The organism is Streptomyces sp. enrichment culture (assembly GCF_964272855.1).
In the GTDB taxonomy this organism is placed as follows: Bacteria; Actinomycetota; Actinomycetes; order Streptomycetales; family Streptomycetaceae; genus Streptomyces.
Map to the genome: position 1 here is coordinate 6,736,416 of NZ_OZ186847.1, position 12,637 is coordinate 6,749,052.

Consider the following 12,637-nt stretch of genomic DNA (forward strand, 5'->3'; position numbering starts at 1 on the left):
CTCCCCCCCCTCGATCGGCGCCACGGAGAACGCGGTCCCGCCCCGGCGCGCCCGCACACTCCCGACGACGTACCCGCCGGCCGCCGTCAGCACTCCGGCGACGATCGCCCCGGCCCGCCCCGCGCCGCCCGGCCGGGCCAGCACGGCGTCCCGCAGCCCGCGCGCCACCCCGGCGGGCAGCACCCGGGTGGCGTACCGCCGCTCCGACTCCAGCCCCTTGCCGGCGCCGACGCTGCGGGCGACCAGCGCCTTCGACAGGCCCTCGGCGTACGTGCGGGCGCGGAAGTAGCCGAAGCGCTCCCGGCCCGTCGGCACCCGGTGGTGGATCACCGCCCGGTCGTCGATCAGCAGCACCGCGCCGGGCACGGCCCGGGTGAGCCGGATGCACAGCTCCGTCTCCTCGCAGCCCAGCGGGCGCTTGTCGCCGTCGCGTCCGATGCCGGTGGCGAAGCCGCCCGCCGCGTCGAAGGCGATCCGGCGGAACGAGGCGTTGCCGCCGAGCACGTTGCGCACCCGGACCCGGCCGGGCGGCAGCCCCCGGTAGGTGCAGCCCACCACCCAGTCGAACTCCTCCGGGAACCACACGGGACGGCGGCCCGACGCCCAGACGGGCACCGTACGGCCGCCGACCGCCATCACCCGCGGATCTGCGTAGGCCGCCGCGAAGTGGCGCAGCCAGTCCCGCTCGGCGACGGCGTCGTCGTCGAGGAAGGCGATCACCTCGCCGTGCGCGGCGGCGATGCCGGTGTTGCGGCCGGCGGACAGTCCGCGGGGGCCCGCGTTGGCGAGCACCCGCACGTCCTCGGCCTCCTTGTACTCCCGCTCCAGCCGGTCCAGCAGCGCCCGGTTGTGGTCGACGACCAGCAGGGTCTCCAGGGCCGGCCGGGACTGCGCCCGCACCGAGGCGACCGCCGCGAGGATGTCCTCCCAGCGCTCCTCGGTGTAGACGCAGACGACCACGGAGATGCCGGGGCCGCCCGGGGCCCCGCTTCCCGTACCGCTCAAGACGCCTCTCCCCGCACCGCGTCGAGCATCGGGGAGGCGTGCGTACGGCGGCGCAGCGCCCGCCGGTTGGAGCGCTCCCGCAGGATGACGCGCAGCACCCGCAGCCCGTCGCGGACGGCGCTGAGGTTGCTGGTGCCGTGGATGCGGAGGTATTCGTGGCTCGGTATCTCCTGCACCCGCAGGCCCGCCTTGACCACCCGGATGTTCATCAGGGTCTCCACCTCGAAGCCGGTGCAGTCGAGGTCGATCTTGTCCAGGCAGTGCCGCCAGAACGCGTTGTAGCCGTAGCAGAGGTCGGTGTAGCGGGCGCCGAACTTCCGGTTGACGACCGCGCACAGGGCGCGGTTGCCGAGCTTGCGGACGAACGTCATGTCGTCGGTGCCGCCGCCGTTGGCGAAGCGGGAGCCCTTGGCGAAGTCCGCGCCGGAGACCAGCGCGGAGACGTACGACACGATCTCGTTGCCGTCGGCCGAGCCGTCGGCGTCGACCATCACGATGATGTCGCCGGTGCAGGCCTCGAACCCGGTGATCAGCGCGTCCCCCTTGCCCTTGCCGCGCTGTCGCACGACCTTCACGCCGGGCCACAGCTCACGGGCGACCTCGACGGTGTCGTCGGTGGAGTTGCCGTCGACCAGGACGACCTCGTGTATCCAGTCCGGCAGGGTCTTGAAGACGTACGGAAGGTTCTCCGCCTCGTTCATGGCCGGGATCACCACGCTCACCGGCGGCGCGATCGCCAGGTGGGAGGAGATCGGCCGGTACGCGGTGCTCCTGGCCGGCTCGTGGCCCGTGCTCACCGGGCGCAGTACTGAGCTCATGAGTCTGGTCCCTCTCGTCCGGTGGACCGCCCGCCCCTGGGCGGCCCGGTTGTCTGTCCGGTTCGAAAGGGGGGTTGTGTCACTGGCGAAACCCACCGGCGCCGGAAAACGGCAGCCGGTTGCGCGGCACGTCCCCGGTCGCGCACGCGTACGCACGCCGACCGGTCACGGCACCCCCCTACCGCGCTCTCGCGCCGGCACCACCGCGGCCCTGAGCCCTCCCCTGGTCCGCTGGATGATGGTCCGATGCGAGTGAGTTGTACGACGGTATTGACGATTGAGTCCATATGGCAAGGCCTGGAACCAGACCTCACGTTTTTGTCGGTTTTCCCGTTACCGCCGACTAGTGCCGTACTGAGCGGATCTTTCCCACCCGTTTCAGCAGCCGGTCGGCGGGCTCGAACAGCTCCGGCCGGGACACCACGGCGTTGCGCAGTGCCCGCACCGGGGCACGGCGTGCCCGATGCCCGAGCGCCACCGGGTGACGGCGCGTCACCCACCCCTCCGACACCCGGATGTCCCGGGTCTTCAGGGAGTCCTTGTATTCCTTCTCGCCCCGGCCCAGATCGAGATACGCGACCCCGTCGGCGGCGGCCGCCTCGGCCATGCGCAGATGCAGGATCAGGCCCGGGGAGTACCGGGCGAACGCCGGGTCGTACGCCGGGAACCAGCAGGCGAGGATCCGCTCGCTGCGCAGCCCGAAGTGCGCGGCCACCGGCCTGCCGTCCGCGTACAGCACCGACAGGGTCCCGGCGAACCGCTCGGTGCGGGTGTGGAAGAGATGGCGGACCAGATCGGTGATCCAGTCCTGCGCGAAGCGGTCGCTGCGCCCGGTACGGCGGTACTGCGCCGACTTCCATCCCATGAGCGTGCGCAGCGCGGCCGGGTCCCGCTCGTCGTGCACGTAGACCACGCCGCTCGCGTCCCGCCCCAGCTTGCGCTCCTTGGCGAGCGTGGTCCGGGTGAACTTCGGCGAGCGCTCCCGCAGCCCGGCGAGATAGCTGTCGTAGCCCTGGTCGACGTCCATGACCGGGGACGGGAAGGTGCCGGAGACGCCGGCCGCGAACGGCCGCTGCCCCTCGACCAGATGGTCGAACTCCAGGACGGCGAGCCCGCAGGCCCGCAGCAGCTCCCGCGCGTCCCAGGTGAACCCCGGCCGGTGCACCACGCCCTGCGCGTCGGAGACCCCGAGTCCGATCGCCCGGCCCACGCCGGCGGCGGACCGCTGGAACGGCAGGAACGCGACCGGCTCGCCGCCCTCCCGGACCACCGCGATCCGTACGCCACGCCGGTAGCGGCCCACCGCGAGCGCGAACTCCGGGGACAGGAAGGGGTTCGCCAGCTCCGGCGAGCCGTGCAGATGCGCCTTGGCCTGCAGAGCGGTCCACTCCGCCCGGTCGGCGGCGGTCAGCTCGCCGGGGCGGTACACGCTGATGTCCACGTCACTAGCCCTGTCTTCTCGGCGTGCGGCCGCGCAGCCGCCGCACTGGAACCAGCAGGAGAACGAGGGCGCTGAACACGGTCACGGCCACCAGCCCGGCGCGCACCGACCAGTGGTGCGTGGCCAGCAGGATCTGGGCCACCAGCATGTCGACGACGACCGCGCCCGCCAGCGCGGCGACGGTGCGGCCGAAGGGTTCCAGCCCGGTGAGTGCGACGGCGATCGCCGCGGCCGGTGCCGCAAGCAGGAAGAACAGGGTGAACGGGCCGCGCAGCGGCGAGCCGGAGCCGGTGAGTGCGAGGAACGCGCCGAGCGCTCCAACGGCGGTGGCGGCGCCCGCGAGCAGTGGTGTCAGGTCCCTCCCCGGCCCTGACCGCGACCGCTCGGCGTCGTCCGCCTCGTCCGCCGTATCTGTTCCGCCTGGATCGGTTGTGCTGCGGATGGTCTGCATTGGCGACTTTGCCCCCCGAAGCGCCGGATGCCGGGCTTCAATGTGACCCAGTGCGGAGGGAGCCGTCAAGACGGCGACGGGTGTTCCCCGGAGGCGTGGCGCACCTCCGGGGAACCGTGGTTCACATCAGTGACGCGGGTGTCACGGGACCAGCTTCAGCAGCCGGTTCGGCGAGCCGCTGCCGGGGCTGGTGACCTTGCCGGTGGTGGCGCCGGCGGTCAGCGCCGAGGCGACCTGCGCCGGGGTGGCGGAGGTGTGGTTCGCCAGGTAGACGGCGGCCGCGCCCGCGACGTGCGGGGTCGCCATCGAGGTGCCGGAGATGGTGTTGGTCGCGGTGTCGCTGGTGTGCCAGCCCGCCGTGATGGAGGAGCCCGGCGCGAAGATGTCCAGCACCGAGCCGTAGTTGGAGTAGCTGGCGCGGGCGTCGGTGCTGGTGGTGGCGCCGACGGTGATGGCCTCGGAGACCCGGGCCGGGGAGAACGAGGACGCGTTGGCGTTGCTGTTGCCCGCCGCGACCGCGTAGGTCACGCCGCTGGCGATGGAGTTGCGCACCGCGTTGTCCAGCGTCGTGGAGACCCCGCCGCCGAGGGAGAGGTTGGCGACCGAGGGACCGGAGTGGTTCTGCGTCACCCAGTCGATGCCCGCGACCACGCCCGCGGTGGTGCCCGAGCCGCTGTTGTTCAGCACCCGGACCGCGACGATCTTCGCCTTCTTGGCGACGCCGTAGGTGGAGCCCGCGATGGTGGTGGCCACGTGGGTGCCGTGGCCGTTGCCGTCCTGGGCGGTGGTGTCGCCGTCGACGGCGTCGTAGCCGTTGAAGGCACGACCGCTGATCTGCGAGTGGGTGATGCGCACGCCGGTGTCGATGACGTAGGCGGTCACACCGCTGCCCGCGCTGTCCGGGTAGGTGTAGGTCCCGGACAGCGGGAGGGAGGTCTGGTCGATGCGGTCCAGGCCCCAGGGGGCGTTGGACTGCGTGGCGTCGATGGAGACGCGCTGGTTCTGCTCGACGGAGGCGACCGCCGGGTCTGCGGCGAGTCTCTTCGCCTCGCTCGCGGAGAGGGTGGCGGAGTAGCCGTTCAGGGCGCTCTTGAACGTCTTCCTGACCGAACCGCCGTACCGCTCGATCAGATCCTTGCCCTCGCTGGACGCGGCCTTGAGGCCGGCGCTCTTCTTCAGCGTGACGAGGTAGCTGTCCTTGATCGCGGTGGGGGAGCCGGCCGCGAGCACGGTGCCCTCGGCCGGGGCGGCCTGGGCGGGGAGGGCGGTGAGCCCGCCCACGAGGGCGGCGGTCGCCAGGCTGGTTATCGCGGCGAGCCGGACCTTCTTGCTTCGCAGGTGTGCCATTACGAGGGAGTCCTCCTCTTGGCGGCGCGCGCCCGGGTGGGGCGCTGCGTCTGTGGGGTTACGCGAAACAGCGTGAGGTGCCCGTGACTGGGGAAACAAGGGAGTTGAGCACCCGTCAACAAATCTGTCATGCACACGAAACGCGGCGCACGAGGGCGTCGGGGGATCGGTCCGGAAGTGGCCGGGAATGGTCTGAAAAGCGATCAGAAACTGATCAGGAACGCAGCGGGAACGCTCACAAAAGACTTGGCATGGACACTTCCCGTCAACACGCGTAGTTGGTACGACGGTTGACGCAGAGATCCTGCTAAAGGGAGGTTCCATGAGACGTTCCCGACTTGTCGCATACGTGAGCTCGGTCCTCCTCGGCGTCGTGGCGACGCTCACCGGAGCCGCCGGGGCCCACGCGTCCGAAGCCGCCGCCACCGGCTACGTGGCGCTCGGCGACTCCTACTCCTCCGGCGTCGGCGCGGGCAGCTACATCAGCTCCAGCGGCGACTGCAAGCGCAGCACCAAGGCGTTCCCGCAACTCTGGGCCGCCGCCAACGCACCCTCGTCCTTCCACTTCACCGCCTGCTCGGGCGCCCGCACCGACGATGTCCTCGCCAACCAGCTCACTCCGCTCGGCACCGGCACCGGCCTGGTCTCCATCAGCGTCGGCGGCAACGACGCCGGCTTCGCCGACGTCATGACGACCTGTGTCCTGCAGTCCGACAGCGCCTGCATCAGCCGCATCAACACCGCCAGGGCGTACGTCGACTCGACGCTGCCCGGCAAGCTCGACGCCGTCTACGGCGCCATCCGCTCCAAGGCGCCGTCGGCCCACGTCGTCGTGCTCGGCTACCCCCGCTTCTACCAGCTCGGCGCCTCGTGCCTCGGTCTCTCCGAGACCAAGCGCGCCGCCATCAACCAGGCCTCCGACCACCTGAACACCGCGATCGAGAAGCGCGCCCTGAACCACGGCTTCACCTTCGGTGACGTCCGCACCACGTTCACCGGCCACGAGATCTGCTCCGGCAGCTCCTGGCTGCACAGCGTCAACTGGCTGAACATCGGCGAGTCGTACCACCCGACCGCGAGCGGCCAGTCCGGCGGCTACCTGCCGGTCTTCCGCAACGTGGCCTGAACCTCACGCACTCGGTGAAGCGGAGACCCCGCCCGTCGGGGTCTCCGTCACACAGGTCACCGAGAACGCGACCGCGCCGGACGTGGTGTGCACCGGCTCACGGACCTCCACACCGATCGCGCTCTCGAACGTCCCGCCCTCGTCGTACGTCGTCACGACCACCCGGGCCTGCCGGCTCTTCTCGCGGCCCTCCGGGAACGACAGCGTCCGCCAGCCCCCCTCGACCGGCTCACCGTTGCCGTTCACCCACCGGTACTCCACCTCCGCGGGCAGCCGGCCCACCGTGAACGTCGCCGTGAACTCGGGCGCGTCCACCTGCGGCGGCGGGCAGGGACCGTGGTACTCCGTGCGGGAGCCGGTGACGGAGACGGTCACCGACTGGGGCGGCGGTGTGCTCGGACGGCTGCTGCTCGGGGTCGGGCTGGGCGACGGGGACGGCGGCTCCTCTGAGGTCTCCTCCTCGGTCGGCGTCGGCGAACTCCGCTCCACGGTGGGGGTGCTCCTGGTGGCACCGCCCGCGCTGCCACCGCCGTCGCCGCCGTCCAGGTTGACCAGCGCGTACGCCAGACCCCCCAGCGCCAGGGCGAGCACCACCAGGCCCGCGACCACGGCGAGGACACCCCGGCGGTCACGGGGCGGCGGCTCCGGGAGCGGAGCGGTGGAGGAGGCGGACGGCTGCCGGGGCGGCGCGGTGGACGCCGCGACCGTCTGCGGATACGGCGCCACCGGCGTCGTCGGGGCGGTGTCCGCGCGCGGGGAACCCCCCGCGCCGATCACCCGCAGATCCTGCTCGGCGCGGTCCGCCGACAGCCGCTCGGCCGGGTCCTTGCGCAACAGCCCCTCGATGACGGGGGCGAGCGGCCCCGCCCGGCGTGGCGGCGGCAACTCCTCGTCGACGACGGCCCGCAGGGTGCTCAGCGGAGTGTCGTGACGGAACGGCGAACTGCCCTCCACCGCCGCGTACAGCAGCACGCCCAGCGACCACAGGTCGGACTCGGGCCCCGGCGTGCGGCCGAGCGCCCGCTCCGGCGCGAGGAACTCGGGCGAGCCGACGACCTCGCCCGTCATGGTCAGCGCGGAACTGCCCTCGACCATGGCGATGCCGAAATCGGTGAGCACCACCCGGCCGTCGTTCGACAGCAGCACGTTGGCCGGCTTCACATCCCGGTGCAGCACCCCCGCCGCGTGCGCCGACCGCAGCGCGGCCAGCACCTCGGCGCCGACGTGCGCCGCCCTCCGCGGCGTCAGCGGGCCCTCGGCGTCCAGCAGTTCGGCCAGCGAGACGCCCCGTACCAGCTCCATGACGATCCACGGGCGGCCGTCCTCGGTCGCCACGTCGTAGACGGTCACCACATTGCGGTCGGTGATCCGCGCGGCGGCCCACGCCTCCCGCTCCAGCCGGGCGTACATCCGCTCCACGTCGGTGCCGTACAGCCCCGCCGGGGCGCGCACCTCCTTGACGGCGACCTCGCGGTGCAGCACCTCGTCACGGGCCCGCCACACGGTGCCCATGCCGCCCTCGCCGAGGGGGGACAGCAGCCGGTAGCGACCCGCGATCAGCCGTTCACGGCCCGGTACGTCGGACACGGGCGCCCCCTTCGCATCCGGGCGAAATCCCTGTTTCTCCACGAAAGTAGCTCACCCGAGTGCCGTTGCCGCCCCCTTGAGCACCAATCCGGCCCCCAACGCCAGGACCACGGACGCCGATCCCAGCGGCGCGCTCCGGCGCAGCGCCGCCGTCAGCGGGCCCCCGGGCAGCCGCGCCCGGGCCACGCGCGCCCCCAGCCTGGACACCGCGAACCCGGCCGCGGTCAGGGTCAGCGCGAGCCCCGCACCGTACGCCATGACGAGCAGCAGCCCGAACCAGGCCTGCCCCAGCGCCGCCGCGCCGACGAGCACGACCACCGCGGAGGGACTGGGCACGAGCCCGCCGGCGAACCCTAGGAAGAGGGTGCCTCGGAGGGTGGGGCGGGGGTGGGAGTGCGGATGGGGGTGATGGTGATGGTGCCCGTGCTCGTGGCCATGCCCGTGCCCGTGTTCATGCGCATGTCCATGGCCGTGTTCATGCCCGTGCCCGTGCGTGTGTCCGTGTCCGTGCCCGTGCGTGTGTCCGTGTCCGTGCCCGTGTGTGTGTCCGTGTCCCCGGTTCCGCCAGGCGCGTCGTACGAGGCCCGCTCCCGCCGCCGTCACCAGAACGCCGCTCGCGATGCCGAGCCAGGCGACGACCGAGGGCGCCGCCGCCGAACCGGCCGTGACCAGCAGGCCCAGGGCGACCACGCCGAGCGTGTGGGTGACGGTCACCGACGCGGCCAGCGGCAGCACGTCCCGCAGCCGCGTCCTGCCCCCGTGCGCCGCCGCCGTGGCGGCCATCAGCGTCTTGCCGTGGCCCGGCGCGAGCGCGTGCATGGCGCCCAGGCCCAGCGCGACGGCCAGGGCGAGGGCGGCGAACCCGGGGGTGAGGTCGTGACGGGCGATCAGGGAGTCCAGGGCGCGGGTGAACCGGTCGGCGCCGGGCGGCAGCACGGACCCGGCGGGCGCGTCGCCGTCGTCCCGCTCCCCGGCGAGGGCGGGCCCGCCGGGGCGCACCCGCAGGGACGCGGTGGTGGTGTCGGCCGGGGACGACAGCGACTCCTCGGGGTAGCGGGTCAGCACGCGCGACGCCGACTCCCGCGGCACGTCCGACGCGGTGAGCGTCGTACGGTCGCCGCGTGCGGTGATCTCCCGCCAGCCGGGGCCGAGGGCCGCGCCGGCGGCGCGGAAGCCTACGGTCACGCTCGTGCCCTCGGGAAGCGGTGCCGTCAGCCGGCACTCCACGCGCAGGGTGTCGAGCCCCGCCTGACCCGGCCGGACCCGGCCGGTGTGGGAGACGACGGTCACGGCGACCGGGCGGCCGCCGACCGTGACCTCGCTGTCCCGCGCGGCCCGCGCGCACCGCTCGCGGGTCCAGGCGGCCATGCCCTGCCGCTCGATGTCCGGCGCGGCCTGGGTCGCCGGGATCTCGGCGAAGTCCTCGACGTGCTCGATCCGCAGCTTCCCGGGGGCGGCGACCAGGCCGTCGTACTGGTTGACGGTGAAGTTGCCGAGCGGATGGGCCACTGCGGCCCCGGCGGGCAGCACGGCGAGCGCGCAGGCGGCCCCGGCGGCGGCCAGGAGGTGACGGGCTTTCACTCGGCTGCCTCCAGGCTCTTCAGGGCCGCGCGGGCCTCGCGGGCGCCCCGGGCCGAGAAGCCCGGGTTGAGCTCCAGGGCCTTGCCGAGGGAGGCACGGGCGTCCGGGGCGCGGCCCAGCGCGCGCTCGATCATGCCGCGGTGGTAGTGGAAAGCGGCGTTGCGGTAGCCGGTGGCGGTGGCCCGGCGGGCGTACGGCAGGGCCTCCGCGTCCCGCCCGTTGACGTGCAGCGCCCAGGCGAGGGCGTCGGCGGTGTGCACGGTGCGGCGGCGCTCCCACTCGGCGCGGGCCGCGCGCAGGGCGGTCCGTTCGTCGCCGTGGTCGGCCGCCGCGAGGGCGGTGTCCAGGTCGGGGTTGAGGCCGCCGGAGCGGGCCAGCGCCGTCCAGGCGTCGACGAGGGCGTACTGCTCACGGGCCTTCGCCCGGTCGCCCCGGTCGCCGCGCTGCTCGTACAGCTCGCCGAGCAGCACCAGCGGGCCCGGCAGCGGGGCCCGCGCGACGACCTGCTCCGCCGTCCGGATCGCCGCCGCCCGCTCGCCCCGCGCGGCCTGGGCCCGGGCCCGGCCCTCCAGCGCGGGCAGGTAGGCGTCGTCGGCGGCGAGAGCGCGGGCGTAGTGCCGCAGGGCCGTCTCGTGGTCGCCCTCGTTCCAGGCGAGCTGGCCGAGCGCGGTGGCCACGTACGCCACGTCACCGGGTGCGGTGGCCGAGTCGAGCGCCCGGGTCAGGACCCGGCGTGCGGTGCGGACGTCACCGCGCAGCTCGTGGACGTACGCGTACCGCGTGAACACCGGTATCCCCGGCCGCCGGGTGTCCGCGAGGCGGGCGGCCCGCGCCGCCTCGGGGTAGCGGCCGAGTTCCACCAGTGCGTCGATCCGGGCGCACAGGGCGCGCTCGTTGTACGGGTTCTCCTTCAGCGCCCGGTCGGCGTCGCGCAGGGCGGCGGTGAAGTCGTGCCGTGCGGCGGCCAGGGCGGCGCGGCCGGCGAGGGCCTGGTCGTTGCCGGGCCGCAGGGCGAGTGAGCGCTCCAGAGCGCGTTCGGCCGCCGGGTAGCGGGAGGGGTCGCCGCCGGTCCTGGCCTGCTCGACGTAGGCCAGGCCGAGGGTCGCCCAGCCGCCGAAATCCCTCGGCTGGGCGCGCAGATGGGACTGCAGGGCGCTGACGCCCGCGTCCAGGTCACCCTGCGACAGCAGGGCCGGGGTGACGGCGGCGGGCGCCGGGGAGAGCGGCCGCTGACCGCCCTCGCGGACGTCGCCGACCGCGATCGCCGTCCCGGTCAGGGCCACGGCCAGCAGCGCGGCACACCCGGCGAGCCGAAGGGCCCGCCGGGACCCGGTGTCGTCGTCTTTCGTGGTGCGCGGGACCATGCCTCTCCTAGGGCCTCTCTTTCGGATCAGTCCGGCGTCGCGGGGTCTGGCACGCACTCCCCCAAGCTCTTCGAGCAGGGGGACCTCCCAGCCGCGTTGTCGTCGGTCGCCGACGCGCCGCGTCGACTCCCTCCTCCGCCTTGCAGCTGCACGCACCAGACCCCGCTCGGCTCGGCCGAGATGCACCGTTCCTGACGGCCGGCCTGATCCGGAAGACAGGCCCTGTACGCCGGTCGGTGAAGAAGTGGCGCGGCCCGTGCCGTGGGGGTTGGGGAGGTACGGGCCGCGCCGGTCTGGGGAGGGTGGGGCGTCAGTACGCGCGTCGGCGCGACCGGCGCCACCACAGCAGGCCGCCGCCGATCAGCAGGACGCCGACGGCTCCGGCGCCCGCCGAGGCGGCGATGAGCGGGGTGTCGTCACCGGACACGCCCGCCGGGCTCAGCGCGTCGCCGAGCTGGCTGCGTACGTCCGCGTCACCCGAGGTGCCCTTGGCGAGCGGGCCGCGCGAGCCCTCCGTCGGCAGGGCGAGGTACGGGAAGGCGGAGCCGAACTCCTTGTCGTTGGCGTCCACCGCGTCGCCCAGGTCGTTCTTCTGGCCGAGCAGTTCGCCCTCGACGACCTGGAGCGCCGCGTCGATCACGTCGTCGGTGAGCCGGCGGCCGTTGGGGAAGCCCGCGTTGTCGCCGTCGAGGACACCGAGCCGCTTGGGCTCGGCGGCCGGCTTGATCGAGGTGTTCAGCCGCAGCACCTCCGCCGGGCGTACGTGCGGCGGCTGGTTCAGCCCCTCGACACCCTTGAGGAAGACGTCGACCAGGTCGTTGCGCGGCTCCGCCGGCGCCTCGATCTTGTAGATCGCCTCGATCAGCTTGGGCAGCTCGGGGTTGGTGACGTTCTTCAGGAACTGGCCGTCGTTCCAGGGCGCGTCCGCGTTGAACCGGTCCTTGTCCTTCAGCGGGTTGACGACCTCGTTGACCAGCGGGTTGCCGAGCCGCGAGACCTGCCGCCACTGGCCCTGGGCGTTCTTGCGCTGGGTCGTCGACCAGATCCCGACGACCGGCTGGTGCGCGGACTGGCGGATCAGCTCGTTCGGCACCTGGAGCGCCACGGAGTTGACGTTGTACCCCTTCAGGGTGTCGTTGCCGACCTCGGAGAGGTTCCCGCCGTACAGCAGGTCGAAGACCCTGAGGTCCAGGAAGAACGGGTCGTCGGCCTGCCCGGCGAACGTCGTGGCGCCGCCCGCGAGCTTGTGGACGGCCTGGTCGCGCAGCTTGCCGTAGTCCGGCATCGACGCCTTGCCGACGTTCGACGGGGCGACCGGCACGTCGTGCGCGATCGTCGTCCGGGAGACCAGGTGCTGCTTCTTCAGCCGCAGCAGCTCCAGGTCGTACGTCTGTGTCACGTTGAGGTCCGGGTCGTCCAGACTCTCGACCGGGCCGGTGTTGTACAGGAACGTCTTCTTGTTCTTGACGTGCGTGGTGAAGGTGTAGCGGTACAGCAGGTCGCCCTGCGCGTCGCCGTCGTTGTCGATGTGCAGGTCGTACTGCGCGTCCTCGGCGAACGGGAAGAAGTTCGGTCCGCCGGCCGGCTCCTCGAAGGGGATCCAGTTGGCGACGATCGTCGTCGTGTCCGGCTTGTCCGGGCTCACGAACGCGTACACGTCCGTGTTGTCGTACTGCGGGGTGCCCGAGATCAGCGGGGCCTCCCGATGGCTGGAGGCGGCGGCCGCCCCCGGTTCCAGCGCGGTCACCCCGGCGGCCGCGAGCCCCCCGGCGGCCAGCGCGCCACAGACGAGGGCGGCGACACCGCGCCCCGCCCCGCTCCTGGAGATAGTGGTCATCCCGTCCGTCCTCCGTGCCGATGTGCCTGACACCGGTGATTCGCAGCGGGGCGCCCAGCGGATTGGTCGGATCGGAAATT

General features: G+C 73.0%; 9 protein-coding genes and 1 pseudogene. 1 reads left to right on the forward strand and 9 read right to left on the reverse strand.

From position 1 onward, the window contains the following. The 5 genes and pseudogenes from ACSU6L_RS29820 to ACSU6L_RS29840 form a co-directional block, all read right to left on the reverse strand. Positions 1 to 1,005, reverse strand: a pseudogene (locus ACSU6L_RS29820) (glycosyltransferase); the annotation flags it as partial. After that, positions 1,002 to 1,823, reverse strand: coding sequence for a glycosyltransferase family 2 protein (locus ACSU6L_RS29825; RefSeq protein WP_365517517.1), 822 nt, complete (start codon positions 1,821 to 1,823; stop codon positions 1,002 to 1,004). The gene ACSU6L_RS29825 and the pseudogene ACSU6L_RS29820, both read right to left, overlap by 4 nt. 343 nt (positions 1,824 to 2,166) lie before the next feature. After that, positions 2,167 to 3,264, reverse strand: a complete 1,098-nt coding sequence (locus tag ACSU6L_RS29830; protein WP_437061753.1) for a GNAT family N-acetyltransferase — start codon at positions 3,262 to 3,264, stop codon at positions 2,167 to 2,169. A 4-nt stretch (positions 3,265 to 3,268) separates the two neighbouring features. After that, positions 3,269 to 3,715, reverse strand: a complete 447-nt coding sequence (locus tag ACSU6L_RS29835) for a hypothetical protein (protein ID WP_437061755.1) — start codon at positions 3,713 to 3,715, stop codon at positions 3,269 to 3,271. A 141-nt stretch (positions 3,716 to 3,856) separates the two neighbouring features. Further along, positions 3,857 to 5,062, reverse strand: a complete 1,206-nt coding sequence (locus ACSU6L_RS29840) for a S8 family peptidase (RefSeq protein ID WP_437061757.1) — start codon at positions 5,060 to 5,062, stop codon at positions 3,857 to 3,859. A gap of 322 nt (positions 5,063 to 5,384) precedes the next feature. Between ACSU6L_RS29840 and ACSU6L_RS29845 the strand changes: the two genes are divergently transcribed. Beyond that, positions 5,385 to 6,188 carry an SGNH/GDSL hydrolase family protein gene (locus ACSU6L_RS29845; protein ID WP_437061759.1) on the forward strand — a complete coding sequence of 268 codons (804 nt, stop codon included), beginning with the start codon at positions 5,385 to 5,387 and terminating at the stop codon, positions 6,186 to 6,188. A 3-nt stretch (positions 6,189 to 6,191) separates the two neighbouring features. On the opposite strand, the gene ACSU6L_RS29850 is transcribed toward ACSU6L_RS29845, so the two are convergent. The 4 genes from ACSU6L_RS29850 to ACSU6L_RS29865 all read right to left on the reverse strand — a co-directional run bounded on the left by ACSU6L_RS29850 (position 6,192) and on the right by ACSU6L_RS29865 (position 12,557). After that, complete coding sequence (locus ACSU6L_RS29850) at positions 6,192 to 7,775, reverse strand: protein kinase domain-containing protein (protein WP_437061761.1); 1,584 nt, start codon at positions 7,773 to 7,775, stop codon at positions 6,192 to 6,194. A gap of 51 nt (positions 7,776 to 7,826) precedes the next feature. Then, the gene (locus ACSU6L_RS29855) at positions 7,827 to 9,356 is read right to left on the reverse strand and encodes a nickel transporter (protein ID WP_437061763.1); all 1,530 of its coding nucleotides are present in this window, start codon (positions 9,354 to 9,356) and stop codon (positions 7,827 to 7,829) included. Continuing rightward, positions 9,353 to 10,720, reverse strand: coding sequence for a tetratricopeptide repeat protein (locus tag ACSU6L_RS29860; RefSeq protein WP_437061765.1), 1,368 nt, complete (start codon positions 10,718 to 10,720; stop codon positions 9,353 to 9,355). The genes ACSU6L_RS29855 and ACSU6L_RS29860 overlap by 4 nt, the downstream gene beginning before the upstream one ends. A 310-nt stretch (positions 10,721 to 11,030) precedes the next feature. After that, positions 11,031 to 12,557, reverse strand: a complete 1,527-nt coding sequence (locus tag ACSU6L_RS29865) for a DUF4331 domain-containing protein (protein ID WP_437061767.1) — start codon at positions 12,555 to 12,557, stop codon at positions 11,031 to 11,033. Positions 12,558 to 12,637: the final 80 nt, after the last annotated feature.